Source organism: Achromobacter sp. Bel (genome assembly GCF_012928505.1).
Lineage (GTDB): Bacteria > Pseudomonadota > Gammaproteobacteria > Burkholderiales > Burkholderiaceae_B > Achromobacter.
In genome coordinates this window covers 1-21,406 of record NZ_JABBJN010000078.1, presented here as the reverse complement: position 1 = coordinate 21,406, position 21,406 = coordinate 1, and the positions used below count along the sequence as shown (strand labels likewise).

Here is a 21,406-nt window from a genome sequence, read left to right as displayed (position 1 = left end):
GCCTGAATCGGCACGCCCATTCGGATCGGCACACCCATTCGGCGCCCGCGGGTATCCCCGGCCCGCGGGCGCCGCGCTGCCATAATGGACGCCTTGCGCCGGGTTCGTCTGGCGCCCACGACACGCTCCCCTGCCGCCCATGGAACAGATTGAACTCAATGACAGCACCGCCGACCGCTTCCTGCTGGATGCGCCCGGCCTGACGCTGCTGGTCTTCCACAGCCGCACCTGCGGCACCTGCCGCATTGCGCGCGAACAGCTACCCGCGCTGGAATTGCCCGTCGAACGCGTGTGTTGGGTAGATGCCGGCGACAACCGCGGCCTGGTCGAACGCTACGAGGTCTTTCACCTGCCCGCCATGTTCGTCACGCGCGACGGCGCCTTCTTCGGGCCGGTGCAGTCCACCCTGGCCGAATGGGACCTGCGCCAACAGATCGGCCTGGCGCTGGACAGCTACCCCGCCGAACTGCCGTGAATGCGCCCGCCGCCAAGCCCCAGCGCTTGCCGCTGGACGCGCTGGCGACCAGCGGCATGCTGGCGCTGTGCGTGTGCTGGGGTTTCCAGCAGATCGCCATCAAGCTGGTGGCCGGCGACATCGCGCCCATCATGCAGATCGGTCTGCGCTCGACGTTCGCGGCGCTGGTGCTGGCAGTGGTGGTGTGGCGGGCCGAAGGCCTGCGCGCCTTGCGCGACGGCACCGCCCTTCCCGGCCTGATCGTCGGCCTGCTGTTTGCGAGCGAATTCCTGTTCGTGGCGCAGGGCCTGCTCTACACCACGGCCTCGCACATGTCGGTGTTCCTGTACACCGCCCCCATCTTCGCCGCGCTGGGCCTGCATTGGCTGCTGCCCGAAGAACGCATGCAGCCGCTGCAATGGCTGGGCGTGGCGATCGCGTTCGGCGGCATCGCGGTGGCCTTCCTGGGCAAACCGTCGCATACCGCGCAGGCAGGCGCCGCCAACATGCTGCTGGGCGACGCCATGGGCCTTGCCGCGGGTTTGCTGTGGGGCGCCACCACGGTCGCCATCCGCAAGACCTCGCTCTCGGAGGCCGCCCCCTCCAAGACGCTGCTCTATCAGATGGGCGTGGCCGCCGTCGGGCTGCTGGCGTACGCCGCCGCCACGGATCAAGGCGCCATCCGCTACACGCAAGCAGCCGTGCTTAGCGTGGCCTTCCAATCCGTGGTGGTGGCGCTGTCCAGTTATCTGGCCTGGTTCTGGCTGTTGCGCCGCTATCTGGCGTCGCGGCTATCGATCCTGTCCTTCATGACGCCGCTGTTCGGCGTGAGCTTCGGCGTGCTGATCCTGGACGAACCGCTGGATCCCGGCTTTGTCGTCGGCGCAGCGCTGGTACTGTCGGGCATCACGCTCGTCAGCGGCGGCGAGGTCATCAGGAACCTGCTTCGCAGGCGGCGCGCCTAGCCGGCTTGCCGCATGATGCGGCGGTACGCTGAAGGCCCGTGACTCGCGCTTCACCCTGCCTGCCGCCGCACCTCACCCGCCCGGCCGTCAGCCTCGCGCCTTGCCCAGGTTCAACACGATCAGCGCCGCGCCCGCCAAGACGAAGGCGAATCCCCACCAATCCGCCGCGGCCGGCCGGTCGCCCACCAGCGCCATCGCGCCCAGCACCCCGACGACAGGCACCATCAGGGTCGTCAACGCCGCGACCGTGGCGCTGACCTTTTCGCTCAGCACAAACCACAGCCAATAGGCCACCGCCGTGCCCAGGATGATGTGGAACGCCAGCGCGCCGGCCACCCGCGCATTCCAGCCTTGCGTCGGAAACGACTCGCCCGCGATCAACATGCCCGTCAACGCGCAAGCCGCGCCCACCCCCAACTGCCAGGCCGTCACCACGATCCGGTCGCCGGCCACGGGCCAGCGTTTCAGGTAGACCGTGCCGGCGGCCCAGCCGAAGGCGGCGATCAACGGAAAGGCCAGGCCTTTCGTCGCGGCGATGTCGTGGTCCGCGAAGACGGCGCGCAGCACCGGCCACGCCAGGACCGCCACGCCCAGCGCCCCCAGTGCCAGCGCCACCGCGCGGCGCCGGTCCGGGCGTTCGCCCAGCACCGCCCACGCCAGCACCGCCGACATCATCGGCATCGTGAAAGTCAGCACGGCGGCGCGCGACGTGCTGGTGCTGAGCTGCGCCCACGCCACCGCCAGGTTGAATACCGCCACGGCCAACAGGCCGCCCACGACGATGCCCGGCCACGAGGCGCGCGGCGGCAGCAGGTCCACCCGCTTGGCGCGCGCCAGCAGCAACAGCAGCAGGGCGCCGCTGCCCAGGCCCATGACGCGCAGCGTGAACGGCGGGAAGATCGACAAAATGATCTTCACCGCCGGCCAGTTCAGCCCCCAGAACAGCGCAAGCGCTATCGGAATCAGGCGCACGCGGCCTTTTCCCGGGCGGCCAGCTCGGCCAGTCCCGTGCGCTGGTTGCCTTCGGCGTCGAAGTTCGCGGGATCCAGCCAGCGCTCGTAGGCGGCGCGCAGGGCCGGCCATTCGCTGTCAATGATCGAAAACCATGCCGTGTCGCGGCTGCGGCCCTTGTAGACCGTGGCTTGGCGGAAGATGCCTTCGAACTGGAATCCCAGTCGCGCGGCCGCCTTGCGCGACGGCGCATTCAGGCTGTCGCACTTCCATTCATAGCGGCGATAGCCCAGTTCGTCGAACGCGCGTCGCATCAGCAGGAACTGCGCCTCGGTCGCGATGCGGGTGCGCTTGAGTTGGCGCGAGAACGACACGAAGCCCACTTCGATCACGCCATTGGCCGGGTCGATGCGCATCAGCGCCAGCGTGCCGATGGCGCGCCCCGTTTCCAGGTCGATGATGGCGTGATGCAAGGGGTCGTTGCCTGCCTGCGCGGACTCGGCGAAGGCCCGGTAGGCGGCTTCGTCGGCAAACGGGCCGACGCCCATGTAGGTCCAGTCGCTGTCGTCCGGCGCCTGGCTGAACGCCTGATACAGGTCCGCGGCGTGACGCTCGGCGGACAGGGGCTCCAGCCGGCAATAGCGGCCGATGGCGGGCGTCAGGGGCGGACGCGCGCGCGGCGCCCAGCCGGGAACGTCGGGACCGACGGGTTGTTGGAAAGCATTGACGCGGGGTTGCATGCGACGGAACCTCATCCTGGTTAGCGCGCGTCGCCGGGCGGTGGCGGACGCAACACGCATGGCCTCACGATATCGGAATCGTGGCATCATAAAAAGCACCACGATCCTTGAATTTAATAGGGCCATGAACCCGCATCCCTCCCCCGGCAACCTCGCGGACGCCGCCCTGCTGTCCAGTCCGCTGGCGCGCGGCCCCGGCGCGCTGCCCCGTCAGCGCCAACTGATCCAGCGGCTCAAGCAGGCCATTCTGGCCGGCCAATTGCCTGCCGGCGGCAAACTGCCGTCCTCGCGCGCGCTGTCCGAAGACCTGGACATCTCGCGCAATACGGTACTGATAGCCTACGAACAGTTGACAGCCGAAGGCTATGTCATCGCCGACCGGCAAGGCACGCGCGTGGCGCCCTTGTCGGCAACGGCCAGCAGCGCGGCCAGGCAGGCCACGCCGCCGCCAGCCCAATCGTCCTTCACCGCCAAACGCCTGTCGCGCATCGTATCCACGCGCTACCTGCACGACGGCTCGCTGGCCATGACGCCCGGCACGCCGGCGCTGACGCAGTTCCCGGTAAACGCCTGGCGCCGCGCGCAGGACCGCGCGCTGCAGGCCGCCCCCTCCTCCACGCTGGGCTACGGCCACCCCGTGGGCGAACCCGCCCTGCGCGAAGCCATCGCCCAGTACTTGCGCGTATCACGAGGCGTGCGCTGCGACGCCTCGCGCATCGTCATCACCGAAGGCGCGCAAGGCGCGCTGGCGCTGTGCGTGCAACTGCTGACCAACCCCGGCGACACCGCATGGCTGGAAGATCCCGGCTACCGCGGCGCCAAGTCCGCCTTCCATGCCGGCGACCTGGACGTCGTGGCGATGCGCGTGGACGCCGACGGCATGGTGATCCCCGAAGCGGCGTGGCAAACCCAGCCGCCCAGGCTGATACAGACGACGCCGTCGCACCAGTACCCGACCGGCGCCGTGCTGTCGGTGGCGCGCCGGCTGGACTTGTTGGAGCGGGCACGCCGCGCGGGCGCGTGGATCATCGAAGACGATTACGACAGTGAATTCCGCCACCAGGGCGACCCCATCGCGGCTATGCAGGGCCTGCTGCCCGACGCCCCCGTGCTGTATGTGGGCACCTTCAGCAAGACCATGTTCCCCGCCCTGCGCCTGGGCTTCCTGGTGCTGCCTGAAACCCTCGCGGCGCAAGCCATGCCGTCCGTCATCGAAATGCTGCGCGGCGGCCACCGGCTGGAACAGCTGACCATGGCCGCGTTCATCGACAACGGCCAGTTCTCCCGTCATCTGGGCCGCATGCGGCGGCTGTACCGCGAACGCCAGGCGGCGTTGCGCGACGCGCTGGCCGCGCATCTGGGGATTGACCACGAAGTCCTGGGCGGCCACAGCGGCCTGCACCTGACCGTGCGGCTGCCGCCGGCGTTTTCCGATGTGGCGATCGTGGAGCAGGCGCGCAAGCTGGGCATGAATCCCGGCGCGCTGTCGTCGTTCGCGATCACGCCTCGCGCCGAAGACAACGGGCTGGTGATCGGATATGGAAACACCGGGGCCGAGCGGTTCCCGGCGCTGGTCGGCCGGCTGCGGGATATTGCAATGAAGATCAGGCGCTGACGGCCAGGGGCCAAGGCCTTTGCCAAGCGCCTTGTCGCGTTGACAGTGCGGCGGCCCTAGTCGACCAGGCCGCCCAGCACCAGCACCGCCAGGACCAACCAGAAGAGGAACCCGATGATGGCGCGGCGCAGCAAGGCCTTGACCGCCGCCCACAGAAACATCAGGCCCAGCACCAGCAAGACGAAGTTGAAGATCGACGGGCTCATGCCCATCGCGCCGGCCAGCCCGGAATAGAAGTCGCCCAAGGCCCCGCCCAGCCCACCCAGCAACCATTTGATGCCCGAGACGATGCCGCGAAGCGCTTCGCCGAGCATGCCGCCCAGCGATGCGAAGAAGCCGCCGTCCTGTTCCATCAGCGGCGCGTGTCCATGATCATGCGCACGGCAAGGCCGGCCAGCACCGTGCCCATCAGCCAGCGCTGCACCACCATCCACAGGGGACGCCCCGCCAGGAAACCGGCGATCGAGCCCGCCATGATGGCGATGACGGCGTTGACCGACAGGCTGACCGCCACTTGCGTCATGCCCAGCGCCAGCGACTGCGTGAACACGCTGCCGTGGTCGGGCTGGATGAACTGCGGCAACAGCGAAACGTACATGACCGCGATCTTGGGATTCAGCAGGTTGGTCACCAGGCCCATCGTGAACAGCGTGCGCGGGCTGCTCTTGGGCAGTTCGCGCACCTGGAACGGCGAACGGCCGCCCGGCCGGATCGCCTGCCAGGCCATGTACAACAGGTACAGCGCGCCGCCGATGCGCAGCGCGTCATAGGCCACCGGCACCGTCAGCAGCAAGGCCGTGATGCCGAACGCCGCGCACAGCACATAGAAGATGAATCCGACCGCCACCCCGCCCAGCGAAATCAGGCCAGCCTGGGGGCCTTGGGAAATAGAGCGGGACACCAGGTAGATCATGTTGGGCCCGGGCGTGAGCACCATGCCCAGCGCAACCAGGGCGAACGTCAGCAAATGAGTCAGGTCAGGCATGATGAGCCGGCGGGCGCCGGGCGAAATCGGATCGGAGGCCTACACGTTATCGCAAAACTGTACCGGAACAGAGGTTTTTTGTCGCAGGGCCGTCCCAAGACAAAAACGCCCCCTTGGGGGGCAGCAAACACGCAACGCGTGTGCGGCGTGGGGGCCATTTTCCTCGCAGGGCCGCCCCAAGACAAAAACGCCCCCTCGGGGGGCAGCAAACACGCAGCGCGTGTGCGGCGTGGGGGCCATTTTCCTCGCAGGGCCGCCCCAAGACAAAAACGCCCCCTCGGGGGGCAGCAAACACGCAACGCGTGGCAGCGTGGGGGCAGATCTTTGAAGTTCGCAAAGGGTCGGATTCCCGTATCACGAATACGACAAACGCCCCCGCATGACGTCCCGATTCGATCCACCAAGCTTTACGGCGGCCTGCGCGCGGCGATACAGTGATCAGGTTCGTCCGACTGCATGGAGCACCTGGACATGCCGCATCGTCACCCGTCCGTGGTGGATAGCCCCCCCAACATCCGCGTCGGCATAGGCGGGTGGACCTACGCCCCCTGGCGCGGCCCCTTCTATCCCGAAGGCCTGCCTCATGCGCGGGAGCTGGAATATGCCAGCCTCCAGTTGACCGCCATCGAGATCAACGGCACCTACTACAGCACCCAGAAGCCGGCCACGTTCGCCAAATGGCGCGACGAGACGCCGGATGGCTTCGTGTTTTCGCTGAAGGCGTCGCGTTACGCCACGAACCGCCGCGAACTGGCGGGCGCCAAGGATTCGATCCAGCGTTTCGTGAACAGCGGCATTGCCGAACTGGGACCCAAGCTGGGCCCCGTGGTCTGGCAGTTCGCCCCCACCAAGACCTTCAACGCCGAGGACTTCGGCGCCTTCCTGGAACTGTTGCCGGACAAGGTCGACGGCCTGAAGCTGCGCCACGTGCTGGACGTGCGGCACGCCAGTTTCGCGTGCGACGAATACCTGGAATTGGCCCGCCGCCACCGCGCCGCCACCGTCTACACCGACAGCGAAGACTTCCCGGCCATCGCCGACCGCACTGCCGATTTCGTCTATGCGCGCCTGATGCGCGCCAGCCCCACCTTCAAGGCGGGCTATGCGCCCAAGGTGCTGGATGCCTGGGCCGACCGCCTGCGCACCTGGGCGCGCGGGGCCGACCCGGCGGACCTGCGCCGCATCGGGCCCGATCCCTCGGGCGCCGCGCGGCCGCAAGACGTCTATGCGTTCTTCATCAATGGCGCGAAAGAACGCGCGCCGGCGGCGGCGCGCGCCATGATCGAACGCCTGTAGCGCGCCGCCGGCAACGCCTTACTGCGCGACCGGGGTGCGCAGCGTGACGAACTCTTCGGCCGCCGTGGGGTGGATGCCGATGGTGTCGTCGAACACCTGCTTGGTCGCGCCCGCTTTCAACGCCACCGCGATGCCCTGCACGATTTCACCCGCGTCGGGGCCCACCATGTGCACGCCCAGCACGCGGTCCGTCTTGGCGTCCACGATCAGCTTCATCAGCGTCTTTTCCTGCGACTCGGTCAGGGTCAGCTTCATGGGCCGGAAACGGCTTTCGAAAAGCTTGACCTCATGGCCGGCCTCGCGCGCCTCTTCCGTCGTCATGCCCACCGTGCCGATGTTCGGCAAGCTGAACACGGCGGTCGGGATCAGCTGGTAATCCACCTTGCGGTATTCCTCGGGGCGGAACAGGCGGCGGGCCACCGCCATGCCTTCGGCCAGTGCCACCGGCGTCAGCGGCACGCGCCCAATCACGTCGCCGATGGCCAGAATCGAAGGCTCGGCGGTGCGGTATTCGTCGTCCACTTCGATGAAGCCGTCCTTCTTCAACTTGACGCCCGTGTTCTCCAAGCCCAGGTTGTCCAGCATCGGACGGCGGCCCGTGGCGTAGAACACGCAGTCGGTCTCGACGACGGAACCGTCCTTCAGGGTGGCCGCCAGCGTCCCGTCGGCCTGCTTGTCGATACGGGTGACTTCCGTGTTGAAGCGCAGGTCGATGCCCTTCTTGACGAGCTCGTCGCGCAGGTGTTCCCGCACGGCTTGGTCAAAGCCTCGCAGGAACAGCGGGCCGCGGTAGGCCTGGGTGGTCTCTGCGCCCATGCCGTTGAAGATCGACGCGAATTCCACGGCGATGTAACCGCCGCCCACGACCAGCACGCGGCGCGGCAGCGCCTTCAGGAAGAAGGCCTCGTTCGAGGTGATGGCGTGTTCCTTGCCCGGGATGTCCGGCACCTGCGGCCAGCCGCCGGTGGCCACCAGGATATGGGCGGCGCTGTGGCGCTGGCCATTGATCTCGACCGTATGCGGGTCGACGATGCGGGCGTGGCCTTCCAGCAGCGTGACGCCGCTATTAACCAGCAAATTGCGGTAAATGCCGTTAAGGCGCTCGATTTCGCGGTTCTTGTTGGCGATCAGGGTGGGCCAGTCGAACGACGGCTTGCCGGCTGTCCAGCCGAAGCCGTGCGCCTGTTCAAAGTCCTCGCTGTAATGGGCGCCGTAGACCAGCAGTTTCTTGGGCACGCACCCCACGTTCACGCAGGTGCCGCCCAGGTAGCGGCTTTCCGCCACTGCCACGCGCGCGCCGAAGCCCGCCGCGAAACGGGCCGCGCGCACGCCGCCGGAGCCCGCGCCGATCACAAACAGATCAAAATCGAATGCCATGGTGTTTCCTTCGCGAAAAGCCCTGCGGCCTCGCGTTCACTGTCCGGGAAAACCGTATTTAACACCACCCGGCGCCGGGATATTCCCAAACCTCGACGATTGGCCTACAGTCACCGCCATGGCTGCGCGGCAGCCCTATCCGATCGGAGCACGAATCCCATGTCGCTTGAAACCTGGTTGGCCTTCCTGGGCGCATCCGCCCTGCTTGTCATGTTGCCCGGCCCGACGATCCTGACGGTCATCAGCTATTCCATCACGCACGGCAAGCGCGCGCGCCTGCCGCTGGTGCTGGCCGTGGCGCTGGGCGATTCCACCGCCCTGGTGCTGTCGCTGGTGGGCCTGGGCGCGTTGCTGGCCGCATCGGCCTTCTGGTTCACGGTGGTCAAGAGCGTGGGCGGGTTGTACCTGCTGTACCTCGGGTTCAAGATGCTGCGCGCCGGCGTGGCCCCGGCCACGTTGCCCGAAGCCACCGCCGCGGGCTCGCGCTGGAAGCTGTTCGCCAACACTTACCTGGTAACAGCGCTGAACCCCAAGGGCATGATCTTCTTTATCGCCTTCCTGCCCCAGTTCATCGACCCGGCGGGCGACGTGACGCGCCAGCTGTGGATGCTGTCGGCAACGTTCGTCGCCTGCGCCGGTATCAACGCCGCCGCGTATGCGGTGTTCGCAGGATCCGCCCGCCGCCTGCTGGCATCGCCTGGTGCCCAGCGCGGCTTCAACCTGGGTGGCGGCGCCATGCTGTCCGTCGCCGGCGTCTGGGCCATGCTGGCGCGCCGGGTTTAAGGCCCGACGCGCGACACGCGCCCCCCTTAAGGCAAGGCGGCAGAAATGGCTTCGGCGTCGATGCCATAGCGGGCGATGGCCTCGGCCGCCTTCGCCCGGTCGATCAGGCCCTCGTCCGCCAGTGCCTTCAACGCCGCCAGCGCGATGTGATGGCGGTCCACCCCGAAGAACGAACGCAGCGCCTGCCGCGTATCCGACCGTCCGAACCCGTCCGTGCCCAACGTCACATATCGGCGGCCCGCCATGAACGGACGGATCTGCTCCGGCACGGTCTTCATGTAGTCGGTGGCTGCCACGACCGGGCCGACGCTGTCGGCCAACGCGGTCTCGGCATGGCCGCGCCGCGCCTGCGCAAGCGGATGCAGGCGGTTCCAACGTTCGGCCTCCTGGCCATCGCGACCCAGTTCCGAATAGCTTGTCACGCTCCAGACGTCGGCTGTCACGCCGAAATCCTGATGCAGCAGGTCGGCCGCGGCCAGCGTTTCGCGCAGGATCGCGCCGCTGCCCAGTAATTGCACCCGCAACGTGCCGGGCGCCCCTTCGCGCAAGCGATACATGCCTTTCAGGATGTCCGCCTCGACGCCTGCCGGCATGGCCGGATGCGCAGTCTTTTCGTTGATCAGGGTCAGGTAGTAGAAGACGTCTTCCTGATCCTGGTACATGCGGCGCATGCCATCCTGCACGATCACGGCGATTTCATACGCATAGGCCGGGTCATAGGCGCGACATGACGGGATGACGGAAGCCAGCACATGGCTATGGCCGTCGTCGTGCTGCAGGCCTTCGCCTTCCAGCGTGGTCCGCCCCGACGTCGCGCCCAGCAGGAAGCCGCGCGCGCGGATATCGCCGGCCGCCCAGGCCAGGTCACCCACACGCTGGAAGCCGAACATCGAATAGAAGATGTAGAACGGAATGGTGGCCACGCCATGCGTGCTGTGGGCGGTGGCCGCGGCGATCCACGAAGACATCGCGCCCGATTCATTGATGCCTTCCTGCAAGATCTGGCCCTTGCGGTCTTCGCGGTAGACGCTGAGCTGGTCGGCGTCCTGCGGCGTGTAGAGCTGCCCCACGTGCGAATAGATGCCGACCTGGCGGAACATGCCGTCCATACCGAACGTGCGCGACTCGTCAGGCACGATCGGGACGACGCGCTGGCCGATCTCCGGGTCCTTCAGCAATTGCGCCAGCACGCGCACGAACGCCATCGTGGTCGAGAACTCGCGCCCGTCGCTGCCTTTCAGATGCGCCGCGAACGCGTCCAGCGGCGGCGTGGCCAGCGGCCCGGGGCCGGCGGGACGACGCGGAAGATGGCCGCCTGCCCTTGCGATGGCCGCGTCGAAATAGGCCTGCTCGGCGCTGCCCGGCGCCGGCTTGATATAGGGAATCTGCTCCAACTGGTCGTCCGGCACGGGAATGCCGAAGCGGTCGCGGAACGCACGCACCGCCGGGTCGGCCATCTTTTTTTGCTGGTGGTTGGTGTTGGCGGCCTCGCCCGCGGCGCCCATGCCGTAGCCCTTGACGGTCTTGGCCAGGATGACGGTAGGTTGGCCGCGATGCGACAGCGCCGCCGCGTAGGCGGCATAGACCTTGACGGGATCGTGCCCGCCGCGGTTCAGCGCGCCGATCTCGTCGTCGGACAGATGCGCCACGCGCTCCAACAATACCGGGTCCGCGCCAAAGAAGTGTTCACGTACGTAGGCGCCGCCACGCGCCTTGAACACCTGGTATTCGCCATCCACGCACTGCATCATGCGACGGCGCAGGCGGCCGTCGTGGTCCTGGGCCAGCAGCGTATCCCAGCCCGCGCCCCAGACCACCTTGATGACGTTCCAGCCGGCGCCGCGGTAGACGCTTTCCAGTTCCTGGATGATCTTGGCGTTGCCCCGCACGGGCCCGTCCAGCCGCTGCAGATTGCAATTGACCACGAAGATCAGGTTATCCAGCTTTTCACGGCCGGCCATCGCCACCGCGGCCAGCGTTTCAGGCTGGTCCTGTTCACCGTCGCCCAGAAATCCCCAGACCTTGCGGCCTTGCGCGGGGATCAGTTCGCGGTCTTCCAGGTACCGCATGTAGCGCGCCTGGTAGGCCGCCATCAAGGGCCCCAGGCCCATCGACACCGTCGGGAACTGCCAGAAGGACGGCATGGTGCGCGGGTGCGGATACGACGCCAGCCCGCCTCCGCCGATCTCGCGCCGGAAGCGGTCAAGCTCGGCTTCCGAGATGCGGCCTTCCAGGTAGGCGCGCGCATAGATCCCCGGGGCCGAATGCCCCTGGATGTACAGCATGTCGCCCAGGAACGCGGGCGTGGCCGCGCGGAAAAAGTGGCGATAGCCCGTTTCGTACAGCGTCGTGGCCGACGCATAGGTGGCGATGTGGCCACCCACGCCCGAGGTCTTGCCCGCCCGCAGCACCATGGCCATGGCATTCCAGCGCAAGTAGGCGTCCAGCCGCAGTTCGATGCCCACGTCGCCCGGAAACGGCGCTTGCGCCGAGGGTGCGATGGAATTCACGTAGGGCGTCGCGCCCGGCGCCGCATAACGGCCGTTGGCCGCGCGGTCCTGGTTGATCAACTGGTCCAGCAGATAGTGCGTGCGCGGCAGGCCTTCGTGGGCCAGCACGGCCTGCATGGCCTCCAGCCATTCCTGGGTTTCCTGCGGGTCGGCGTCGATCGGGTCGATCGGGGTGTCCATGGGCGTCCTCCTTTGGGTGCGTGGGCGACGCCTGGGTCGGGATAGCCGGCGCCGCCATTTCACATCGTGAATTGCAATTGCATAATGTGCAATTGCAATCGTAGGGAGGTTTTTTAACAATTGCAAGTGCAACTATTTCGTGCCCCCCCCAAGAGGGGCCGCTTGCCGCGACGTTGCGCTGGCGCAAAGCCGCGGCCGCCGCGCTACCCCCGCGCTACCCCGGCCCGCAGGCGCGGCTCGGCCAGCGCGGGCCGGGCGCTCAGCAGCCCCAGGATCACCTGCAGCACCATCGCCAGCGCGCCCAGCAGGAACACCACGTCTCCGAACGTCCGCCCCCAGCGCAGCGACTTCAGCAGGTCTTGCTGCATGAAGGCTTCGCTGCGGGCGAACCACAACCCTTCGCTGACGCTGGCATGGAACTGGATCAAGCCGATCGGCAGCAAGCTGGTGAAGATCATCAGCGCCAGGCCGATGTTCAAGCCCCAGAATGCCAGTTTCATCAAGCCGGGGCTAAGCGCGAATTGCGGGCGGATATAGCGCAGCACCAGCAACGTGAACCCCAGCGCCAGAAAGCCATAGACGCCGAAGAGCGCTGCGTGCGCATGCACGGGCGTCGTGTTCAAGCCCTGGATGTAGTAAAGCGAGATCGGCGGGTTGATCATGAAGCCGAATACGCCCGCGCCAAGCATGTTCCAGAACGCCACGGCCACAAAGCACATCAACGGCCATTTCAAATCGGCCATCCACGGGGCGCGCGTCTTCAAGCGCCAGTTTTCCCAGGCCTCGTGGCCCAGCACGATCAGCGGCACCACTTCCAGCGCCGAGAAGCTGGCGCCCACCGCCATCACGGGCGTGGTGGTCCCCGCGAAATACAGGTGATGGAACGTGCCCGGAATGCCGCCCAGCATGAACAGCGACGCCGAGGCCAGGCTGGCCGTCGTCGCCATGCGGCGCGACACCAGGCCCAGCGTCGAAAAGATGAACGCCAGCGCCGTAGTCGCGAATACCTCGAAGAAACCCTCGACCCACAGGTGAACGATCCACCAGCGCCAGTACTCCATCACCGTCAGGTGCGTCCGTTCGCCGTAGAAAAATCCGGCGCCGTAGAACAGCCCGATGGCACCGACCGAGGCGGTCAGCAGCGCCAGCAGGTTCTTGTCGCCGCCCGGCTTGCGCAAGGCCGGCACGATGCCGCGCAGCATCAGCACCAGCCAGAAGCAGATGCCCGCGAACTTGCCGATCTGCCACAGCCGGCCCAGATCCACGTATTCGTAGCCCTGATGGCCCAGCCAGAAATTCAGGTCGGGCGGCATGATCTGCGCGATCGCCAGATAGTTGCCGGTGAACGACCCGACCACCACCAGCACCAGCGCCCAGAAGAGGATGTCGACGCCCGCCTTCTGGAACTTCGGGTCGCGCCCGCCATTGATCAGCGGCGCCAGGAACAGGCCCACCGCCAGGAAGCCGGTGGCGATCCAGAACAAGGCACTCTGGATATGCCACGTGCGCACCAGCGAATACGGGAACCACTGCGACATGTCGATACCGTAGAACTTCTGGCCTTCGACCGTGTAGTGCGCCGTGAATCCGCCCAGCAGCACCTGGAAGCCGAACAGCGCCACCACCAGGAACAGGTACTTGCCCAGGGCGCGCTGCGACGGGGTCAGCGCATACGCGGTCAGCGGATCGCGCTCGGGGGCCTTCGGCTCGTCTTCCTCTTTGCCACGCAGGAACGCCCAGGCCCACACAAGCAGGCCGATGCCCGCCAGCAGCACCACGACGCTGATGATGGACCACATGACGTTTTCGGCGCTGGGCTGGTTGGCTATCAACGGCTCGTGCGGCCAGTTGTTGGTGTACGTGACGGACTTTCCTTCCCGCTCGGTCGCCGCCGCCCAGGCCGTCCAGAAGAAGAACCTGGTCAGCTGGGTCCGGCGTGCCGCGTCGGGCAAGGTGTTTTCCTTCATCGCGAAGCTTTCGCGGCTCGTGTGCAACGCCGGCGCGTCGGAAAACAGCTGGTCGTAGTAGGCGGCGGTCTGCGCGATGGCGCGCGCCCGGCGCGGGCTGACGGTCAGCGTGTCGGACACGGCGTCGCTGCGGTTGGACCGGTATTCGGCCTTCAGCGCTTCGCGCAGGGCCGCCTGCGCGGGCGGGGCCAATTGCGCATAGGCCTGGCCATGCTCATCGCGCGCGGCCAGATCCAGCCAGGCAGTCAACTCGCGGTGCAGCCAGTCGGCCGTCCAATCCGGCGCCTGGTACGCGCCATGCCCCCAGATGGAGCCCAGTTGCATGCCCCCCACGGATTGCCAAGCGGTCTGGCCATCCAGGATGTCGTCGCGGCCGAACAGGCGCGTGCCGTCGGCGGTGGCGACCGTGCCGGGGATCGGGGGCGCCTGCCGATAGACCTCGCCGCCATAGAAGCCAAGCAGTGCGAAGGTGATCGCCACCACGGCGATCAAGGTGAACCATAATTTCCGATACGGGCCCATGATGGGAACGCCCTCCAGTGTTGCGGTGAGTGGGGTGTGTCCTCCTATGCGAATTCCGTGCCAGAAAAAAAGGGAGTCAAATCAATCGCTTGACATCCACGCGGTAGTTTTGACCCGGGCGCGAAAGGGTATAAATCACTAGCAACGGGTGCTTTCTACCCTGACACACCGGGCCCCGCCTTCTACAATCGCCCGCTGCAACCCTGTCTTTCACTTAAAAGGAACCGACCGCATGGCCACGGGCAAGCCCGACGCGTGGAGCCTCTTCCTGACCGCGCATGCGCTGGTGGTGGAGGAAATCGAAAAGCGGCTGTCCGCCGCCGACCTGCCGCCGCTGGCGTGGTACGACGCACTGTGGGCGTTGGAACGCGCGCCCGACGGCACGGCGCGCATGTTTGAAATGGCGGAACGCATGGTGATCGCGCGCTACAACCTGACGCGCCTGATGGACCGCATCGAAGCCGCGGGCCTGGTGGAGCGGTTCCGGTCGGACGAAGACCGCCGCGCCACCTATGCCCGGCTGACGCCCAAGGGGCGCGCCCTGCGGCTCCAGATGTGGAAGGTGTACGGGCCCGCCATCGACGAGCTCTTCCTGTCGCAATTGCCAGCCGCGCAACAGACGGCGATGGCCGAGCATTTCCGCCACATCGCCCGCCACGTGCGCGCCTTGAACAAGGAGCCTTCCGAATGAACGGAAAACCGCTGCACATCGGCATCGTCGCCTGCTCTGCCGAGGGCGCGGCGCTGTGCTATCGCACGCTGTGCGCCGAAGGCGCGCAACGCATGGGGCCACACGCGCACCCCGAAATCTCGCTGCACACGCATTCGCTGGCGGACTACGTGGCCTGCCTGGACCAGGGCGATCTGCCTGGCGTGGGCGCACTGATGCGGTCGTCGGCGGACAAGCTGGCGCGCGCGGGCGCGGACTTCCTGATCTGCCCGGACAACACCATCCACCAGGCGCTGGCGCATGTGCTGCCGCAGTCGCCGCTACCCTGGCTGCACATCGCCGAAGCGGTCGCCGCGCAGGCCGCGGCCCGCGGCTACCGGCGCGTCGGCATCCTGGGCACGCGCTGGCTGGTCGACAGCGAGGTCTACCCCGACAAGCTGGACGCCCAGGGGCTGGAGGCCGTGCGCCCCAGCCAGGAAGACCGGACCGCGCTTGCCCGCATCATCATGGATGAACTGGTCTACGGCGTGTTCAAGCCCGAATCCGTAGCGCGGCTTGCCCGCATTATCGCGGCGCTGCAAGACGCCGGGTGCGACGCCGTGGTGTTGGGCTGCACCGAACTTCCGCTGGTGCTCAACGACGGCAATTCGGTCCTGCCCACGCTGGATTCCACCCGTATCCTGGCGCGCGCCGCCCTGACGCACGCCCTGGCGCCCTGCCAGGCAGCCTAGATCTGGTCCAGCCCGTACTGCCTCAGGCGGTCCAGGCTAAGCACTTTGATTTGGTTGTACGCCAACGCAAGAATCCCCAGGTCGGCCAGCGCCTGCAATGCCTGGTTGACCCGCTGGCGCGACAAGCCGGTCAGATAGCCCAGTTCTTCCTGCGATATCGCCAGCGTCAAGTCCGTGGACGGATACAGCTGCGGGTTGAACAACTGGGCCAGGGACTGCGCCACGCGCGCATCGGCATCCAACAAACGATGGTTCTGGATGGAGGCGATGAACTCGCCCATCCGGTCATTCAACTGGCCGATGACAAAGTGCGAAAACGGCAGGCTGGCCGACAGCAGCGCGTGGAACGTCGCCGCCGGGACCGACATCACCAGCGACGGCTGGATCGCCACCACGTCGTACTTGCGCAGCTCGCGCTTGATGACGCTGCCTTCGCCGAACCACCCGCCTGGGGGCACGCCCGAAAACGTGCAGCTGCGTCCCGACTCGTTGTAGATCGCCAGCTTCAAAAGGCCGGCATGCACGCCCAGCCAATAGTCCGACGGCGCGTTGCGCCGCGCGATCCACGCGCCGCTGGCCACGTGTTCGGCGCGCGAGGTCGCCAGCACCAGGTCCTGATGCCGGGCGTCCAGCGAACCGAACCAGGCGCACGCCTGGAACAGCCGGGACAGTTCCGTGGCGGAAACAATGTTTGAAACGTCGGACATGGGCAGAACCGTGTAAAACTTGGAATGTGCAGGGTCGGCCGGCGGTCTGTCATGCAGGCGACAGACAGTATTTTCCGGCGCGCCCTAAGCTCACGCAAGCGACGGGAATCAAGGTTCCCGAAAATAGATAAGGGGCGACTGCGCCCCGCCCGGAGACAAGCATGAGCAGCAGCATGTTCGATCATGGCCTGGCGCGCCGCCACGCCAACTACGAAGCCTTGACCCCCGTGGATTTCATCGCCCGGGCGGCGGAAGTCTATGGTCACCGGCTGGCCGTGGTGCACGGCAAGGTGCGCCGCACCTGGGCGCAGACCTATGAACGGGCCCAACGGCTGGCGAACGCGCTGGCGCAGGCCGGCATCCGCCGCGGCGACACCGTCGCGGTGATGCTGCCCAACATCCCGGCCATGGTCGAAGCGCACTTCGGCGTGCCCATGCTGGGCGCCGTGCTGAACACCCTGAACACCCGGCTGGACACGCCTAGCGTGCTGTTCATGCTGGGCCACGGCGAAGCCCGCGCCCTGATCGTCGACACCGAGTACGGCAACGTCGCCCAGCGCGCCCGGGCCGAATTCCCGCACCTGAAGATCGTGTCCGTGCACGACCTGGACAGCGCGCCCGCCACGCTGCCGGGCGCCACCGACTACGAAGCCTTCCTGGCCGACGCCGACGCCCGCTACGACTGGCTGCCGCCCGCCGACGAATGGGACGCCATCGCGCTGAATTACACGTCCGGCACCACGGGCGACCCCAAGGGCGTGGTCTACCACTACCGCGGCGCGTACATGAACGCGGTCAGCAACATCCTTGAATGGGACATGCCCAAGCATGCCGTCTATCTGTGGACACTGCCGATGTTCCACTGCAACGGCTGGTGCTTCCCGTGGACCGTCGCCGCGCGCGCCGGCGTGAACGTATGCCTGCGCAAATTCGATCCCAAGACCGTATTCGACCTGATCCGCGACGAAGGCGTCACCCACTATTGCGGCGCACCTATCGTGCAAAGCGCGCTGGCCAATGCGCCGGCCGACATGCGCGCCGGCATCACGCACACGGTGCGCACCATGGTGGCGGGCGCCGCGCCCGCGCCGGCCGTCATCGCCAAGATGCGCGACATCGGCTTCGAACTGACCCACGTGTACGGACTGACGGAAGTCTACGGGCCGGCCGCCGTCTGCGCCCGCCAGGAATCCTGGGACGCGCTGGACGACGAGCGCCGCGCGCTGCTGACCGCCCGCCAGGGCGTGCGCTACCACTTGCAGGCGGGCATTTCGGTGCGCGACCCCGACACGATGCAAGAGGTGCCCGCCGACGAGCAGACCGTGGGCGAGATCATGTTCCGCGGCAACATCTGCATGAAGGGCTACCTGAAGAACGAGCACGCCACCGAAGAGGCGTTCGCGGGCGGCTGGTTCCATACCGGCGACCTGGGCGTGATGACCGCCGACGGCTACGTCCGCATCAAGGACCGCAGCAAGGACATCATCATTTCGGGCGGCGAGAACATCTCCAGCATCGAAGTCGAAGACGCGCTGTACCGCCACCCCGCCGTCGCGGCCGTGGCGGTGGTGGCCATGCCGGACCCCAAATGGGGGGAAACGCCGTGTGCCTTCGTCGAACTCAAGGCCGGCTGCACCGCCACCGCCGAAGAGATCATCGCGCACTGCAAGCTGCTGCTGCCGGGCTTCAAGGTGCCACGCGCCGTGCGCTTCGGCGAATTGCCCAAGACCTCCACCGGCAAGATCCAGAAATTCGAACTGCGCGCCGCGGTGGGTGCAACCCGTGCCATCGACGTGGCCGATCCCGATTCCAAATCCGATTCCAATCCCGCCCCCAAACCCGATCGGGCCGGCTGAACGCCCGCCCCACCTGACTCCAGGAGCTCCGACGCCATGACGTACCAAGCCCCCGTGAAAGACATGCTGTTCGTGTTGAACCAGCTGGCCGGACTGCCGCAAGTCGCCGCCCTGCCCGGTTTCGAGGAGGCCACGCCAGACACCGCTCAGGCAGTGCTGGAAGAATCCGCGCACTTCGCCGCCGACGTGCTGGCCCCGCTGAACCACCCCGCCGACCGCGAACCCAGCGCTTGGCGCGACGGCACCGTCACCACGTCGCCCGGTTTCAAGCAGGCCTTCCGCCAATACACGGAGGCCGGCTGGCAAGGCATGTCGCATCCCGTGGAATATGGCGGCCAGGGCCTGCCCGGCCTGATCGGTTCGCCGTGCTCTGAAATGCTGAACGCCGCCAACCTGTCGTTCGCCTTGTGCCCGCTGCTGACCAACGGCGCCATCGAGGCGCTGCTGACGGCCGGTTCGCCTGAACTGAAAGAACGCTTCATCGGCCCCATGATCTCGGGCCAATGGACCGGCACGATGAACCTGACCGAGCCGCAGGCCGGTTCCGACCTGGCCATGATCCGCACGCGCGCGCAGCCGGTGGGCGACGGCACCTACCGCCTGTCGGGCACCAAGATCTTCATCACCTACGGCGACCACGACCTGACCGAGAACATCCTGCACCTGGTGCTGGCCCGGTTGCCCGACGCGCCCGAAGGCGTCAAGGGCATTTCACTCTTCCTGGTGCCCAAGTTCCTGGTGAACGAAGACGGCTCGCTGGGCGCGCGCAACGACGTCACCTGCGTGTCCATCGAACACAAGCTGGGCATCAAGGCCAGCCCCACCGCCACCTTGCAGTTCGGCGATGAGGGCGGCGCGCTGGGCTACCTGGTCGGCCAGGAAAACCGCGGGCTGGACGCCATGTTCATCATGATGAACGCCGCCCGCTATGCCGTGGGCGTGCAAGGCATCGCCGTCGCCGACCGCGCCTACCAGCACGCGCTGGCCTATGCCGCCGAGCGCGTGCAGAGCCGCCCGGTGGACGGGTCCTCGCGCGAGGCCGTGGCCATCATCCAGCATCCCGACGTACGCCGCATGCTGGGCACCATGCGCGCCCTGACGGAAGCCGGCCGCGCGCTGGCTTATGTCACCGCCGGCCATGCCGACCAGGCGCACGCCAACCCTGACGCCGACGCGCGCCGACGCCATCTGGCCATCCAGGAATTCCTGGTCCCGATCGTCAAGGGCTGGTGCACCGAGATGTCCATCGACGTGGCCAGCCTGGGCGTGCAGGTGCATGGCGGCATGGGCTTCATCGAGGAAACCGGCGCCGCCCAGTACTACCGCGACGCCCGCATCCTGACCATCTATGAAGGCACGACCGCCATCCAGGCCAATGACCTGGTCGGCCGCAAGACCCTGCGCGATGGCGGCGCCGTGGCCCAGGCGCTGCTGGAAGCCGTCCGCCAGACGGAAACGGAGCTGGAATCGCGCAGCGAGCCCGCCGCCAACCTGGTGCTCAAGCCGCTGCGGCAGGCCCGGCTGGCGCTGGCCAACGTGGTGGACTTCGTGCTGGCCAATGCCGCCAGCGCGCCGAATGCCGTGTTCGGTTCGGCGGTGCCCTACCTGCTGCTGGCGGGCACCACGCTGGCCGGCTGGCAGATGGCGCGCGCACTGCTCGTCAGCCTGGACCGCCAGCAGGAAGACCCCGAGTTTTACCGGGCCAAGATCGCCACGGTGCAGTGCTATGCGCTGCACAAGCTGACCCAGGCCCCGGGCCTGGCTGCCGTGGTGCTGGGTTCCAAGGACTACGACATCCAGCCCTGACCTGCCCTGGCTTGGCGGGCGCTGTACCGGAAGACCGCGATTTCGCGGTCTTTTCCATTGGCGCGCGGCGCTTACCCGTTTCCTGCGGCCCCATTAAGCATATAACCAAAATGAATAAAGAACCTGAATAAACATATTTAAAATCATTAAACGGACACCGGAAATCCCTTTGCCCGTAGGCAAGGCGCCAGCCGCATCAAGGCGCGATTCACAGGATTCCCCATGTTCCGCAAGCTTCTGGCCGTCACCCTGCTTTCCGCCGCCTCCGCCCCCGCCCTGGCCGCGCCGCCGGCGCTGGAAATCGGCTACCTGCCCATCCTGCCCGATGCCCAGTTGTTCATCGGCCTGGAAGAAGGCTCCTTGCAGGCCAAGGGCTCGCCGACACCGAAGCTGGTGCAATTTCAGAGTGGCCCGGCATTGACCCAGGCGCTGATCGCCGGCCAGCTGGACGCCGCCTATGTCGGCATCGGGCCGGCGCTGGTTGCGCGCGCCAAGGGCGCGGACATCAAGGTCGTCGCCTCCAACATCGTCGAACAGGTCAATGTGGTGGCGCTTGGCGCCCTGGCCCCCTACTTCGCCTCCGGCGACCCCGCCACGGCGTTTGCCCGCTTTGCCAAGGACCACGGCCGCAAACCCGTGCTGGCCAGCTACCCGAAGGGCGCCGTGCCCGAAGCCGCGTTGCAGTATTGGCTGCGCAACCAGATCAAGGCCGACCCGGCCAGCGTCGAATTGATCTACCAGGGCGAAGCCCAGATCCAGCAGTCGCTCCTGACCGGCGCCATCGACGGCGCGGCCATCCTGGAGCCCACCGTCACCACCGTGCTGACGCGCGTGCCGGAATCCCGCGTGGTCGCCCGCGGGTCGCAGCTGTTCCCCAAGCAGCCTGGCGCCGTCCTTCTGGTGCGTGAAAAGCTGATCGCCGAACACCCCGACACCGTGCAGCAGTTGGTGGACGCGCACCTGTCGGCCACCGCCCTGTTGAAAAACGATCCCGCCAAAGCCGCGGGCTACGTGCAGAAATACGTGGGCGGCGGCCGGCTGGACCGCGCCCTGGTGGAAAAAGCCATCCGCAGCTCGCACGACCAGTTCGTGGCCGACCCGCACGCCATCGTCGACGCCACGGCCGAACTGCAGACGTTCCAGGCCACGCTCGGCACGGTCGAAGCGCCGCCGGTCGACGTGAAGCAGCTGTTCGACACCCGCTACTACGACAAGGCCGCCAAACCATGAGCCAGGCCGCTCAAGCGATCGTGGCCCCCGCCGCCGGGCGCGTCGGCCCGCCGCCCGGACA

Annotated in this window: 18 protein-coding genes; 10 read left to right on the top strand and 8 right to left on the bottom strand. The window is 67.0% G+C overall.

The window, feature by feature from the left end:
• Nucleotides 1-139: 139 nt before the first annotated feature.
• Complete coding sequence (locus HG262_RS28695; protein ID WP_006226863.1) at nt 140-475, top strand: thioredoxin family protein; 336 nt, start codon at nt 140-142, stop codon at nt 473-475.
• A complete protein-coding gene (locus HG262_RS28690; RefSeq protein WP_348984434.1) occupies nt 472-1,419 on the top strand; it encodes a DMT family transporter in 948 nt (315 codons plus the stop codon). Before HG262_RS28695 ends, HG262_RS28690 begins: the two co-directional genes overlap by 4 nt.
• Before the next feature lie 87 nt (nt 1,420-1,506).
• Here the strand turns inward: HG262_RS28690 and HG262_RS28685 are convergent, their stop codons facing one another.
• A complete protein-coding gene (locus tag HG262_RS28685; RefSeq protein WP_169274237.1) occupies nt 1,507-2,391 on the bottom strand; it encodes a DMT family transporter in 885 nt (294 codons plus the stop codon).
• Entirely contained in the window at nt 2,382-3,110 is a 729-nt protein-coding gene (locus HG262_RS28680; RefSeq protein WP_169274236.1) for a GNAT family protein, read from the bottom strand. Before HG262_RS28680 ends, HG262_RS28685 begins: the two co-directional genes overlap by 10 nt.
• Before the next feature lie 124 nt (nt 3,111-3,234).
• Here HG262_RS28680 and HG262_RS28675 point away from each other — a divergent pair, with 124 nt between their 5' ends.
• The gene (locus HG262_RS28675; RefSeq protein WP_169274235.1) at nt 3,235-4,725 is read left to right on the top strand and encodes a PLP-dependent aminotransferase family protein; all 1,491 of its coding nucleotides are present in this window, start codon (nt 3,235-3,237) and stop codon (nt 4,723-4,725) included.
• A 56-nt stretch (nt 4,726-4,781) separates the two neighbouring features.
• Here the strand turns inward: HG262_RS28675 and HG262_RS28670 are convergent, their stop codons facing one another.
• Both HG262_RS28670 and HG262_RS28665 read right to left on the bottom strand, forming a co-directional pair.
• The gene (locus HG262_RS28670) at nt 4,782-5,078 is read right to left on the bottom strand and encodes a hypothetical protein (RefSeq protein WP_169274234.1); all 297 of its coding nucleotides are present in this window, start codon (nt 5,076-5,078) and stop codon (nt 4,782-4,784) included.
• Nucleotides 5,078-5,710 carry a LysE family translocator gene (locus tag HG262_RS28665; RefSeq protein WP_169274233.1) on the bottom strand — a complete coding sequence of 211 codons (633 nt, stop codon included), beginning with the start codon at nt 5,708-5,710 and terminating at the stop codon, nt 5,078-5,080. Before HG262_RS28665 ends, HG262_RS28670 begins: the two co-directional genes overlap by 1 nt.
• A 471-nt stretch (nt 5,711-6,181) precedes the next feature.
• Here HG262_RS28665 and HG262_RS28660 point away from each other — a divergent pair, with 471 nt between their 5' ends.
• Nucleotides 6,182-7,006 carry a DUF72 domain-containing protein gene (locus HG262_RS28660; RefSeq protein WP_169274232.1) on the top strand — a complete coding sequence of 275 codons (825 nt, stop codon included), beginning with the start codon at nt 6,182-6,184 and terminating at the stop codon, nt 7,004-7,006.
• Nucleotides 7,007-7,024: 18 nt separating this feature from the next.
• Here HG262_RS28660 and gorA read toward each other — a convergent pair whose 3' ends face one another.
• Nucleotides 7,025-8,383 (bottom strand): glutathione-disulfide reductase, encoded by a 1,359-nt coding sequence (gene gorA / locus HG262_RS28655; protein WP_169274231.1) that lies wholly within the window; start codon nt 8,381-8,383, stop codon nt 7,025-7,027.
• Nucleotides 8,384-8,542: 159 nt separating this feature from the next.
• On the opposite strand from gorA, the gene HG262_RS28650 reads away from it, so the two are divergent.
• Complete coding sequence (locus HG262_RS28650; RefSeq protein WP_169274230.1) at nt 8,543-9,166, top strand: LysE family translocator; 624 nt, start codon at nt 8,543-8,545, stop codon at nt 9,164-9,166.
• A gap of 26 nt (nt 9,167-9,192) precedes the next feature.
• On the opposite strand, the gene aceE is transcribed toward HG262_RS28650, so the two are convergent.
• A complete protein-coding gene (gene aceE, locus HG262_RS28645) occupies nt 9,193-11,856 on the bottom strand; it encodes a pyruvate dehydrogenase (acetyl-transferring), homodimeric type (protein ID WP_169274229.1) in 2,664 nt (887 codons plus the stop codon).
• 203 nt (nt 11,857-12,059) lie between these two features.
• Nucleotides 12,060-14,345 (bottom strand): nitric-oxide reductase large subunit, encoded by a 2,286-nt coding sequence (locus tag HG262_RS28640; RefSeq protein ID WP_169274228.1) that lies wholly within the window; start codon nt 14,343-14,345, stop codon nt 12,060-12,062.
• 232 nt (nt 14,346-14,577) lie between these two features.
• Between HG262_RS28640 and HG262_RS28635 the strand changes: the two genes are divergently transcribed.
• Together HG262_RS28635 and HG262_RS28630 are read left to right on the top strand one after the other, a co-directional pair.
• Nucleotides 14,578-15,036: a MarR family transcriptional regulator gene (locus HG262_RS28635; RefSeq protein WP_169274227.1), complete on the top strand. Its 459-nt coding sequence runs from the start codon at nt 14,578-14,580 to the stop codon at nt 15,034-15,036.
• On the top strand, nt 15,033-15,746 hold the full coding sequence (locus tag HG262_RS28630; protein WP_169274226.1) for an amino acid racemase: 714 nt from the start codon (nt 15,033-15,035) through the stop codon (nt 15,744-15,746). Before HG262_RS28635 ends, HG262_RS28630 begins: the two co-directional genes overlap by 4 nt.
• On the opposite strand, the gene HG262_RS28625 is transcribed toward HG262_RS28630, so the two are convergent.
• Nucleotides 15,743-16,453, bottom strand: coding sequence for a Crp/Fnr family transcriptional regulator (locus HG262_RS28625; RefSeq protein WP_169274225.1), 711 nt, complete (start codon nt 16,451-16,453; stop codon nt 15,743-15,745). The two genes, HG262_RS28630 and HG262_RS28625, sit on opposite strands and share 4 nt — an antisense overlap.
• A gap of 173 nt (nt 16,454-16,626) precedes the next feature.
• Here HG262_RS28625 and HG262_RS28620 point away from each other — a divergent pair, with 173 nt between their 5' ends.
• The 3 genes from HG262_RS28620 to HG262_RS28610 all read left to right on the top strand — a co-directional run bounded on the left by HG262_RS28620 (nt 16,627) and on the right by HG262_RS28610 (nt 21,345).
• Nucleotides 16,627-18,309, top strand: a complete 1,683-nt coding sequence (locus tag HG262_RS28620; protein ID WP_169274238.1) for an acyl-CoA synthetase — start codon at nt 16,627-16,629, stop codon at nt 18,307-18,309.
• A 36-nt stretch (nt 18,310-18,345) separates the two neighbouring features.
• Nucleotides 18,346-20,115 carry an acyl-CoA dehydrogenase gene (locus HG262_RS28615; RefSeq protein WP_169274224.1) on the top strand — a complete coding sequence of 590 codons (1,770 nt, stop codon included), beginning with the start codon at nt 18,346-18,348 and terminating at the stop codon, nt 20,113-20,115.
• Between the two features lie 222 nt (nt 20,116-20,337).
• Nucleotides 20,338-21,345, top strand: coding sequence for an ABC transporter substrate-binding protein (locus HG262_RS28610; protein ID WP_169274223.1), 1,008 nt, complete (start codon nt 20,338-20,340; stop codon nt 21,343-21,345).
• The last annotated feature ends 61 nt before the right edge of the window (nt 21,346-21,406 follow it).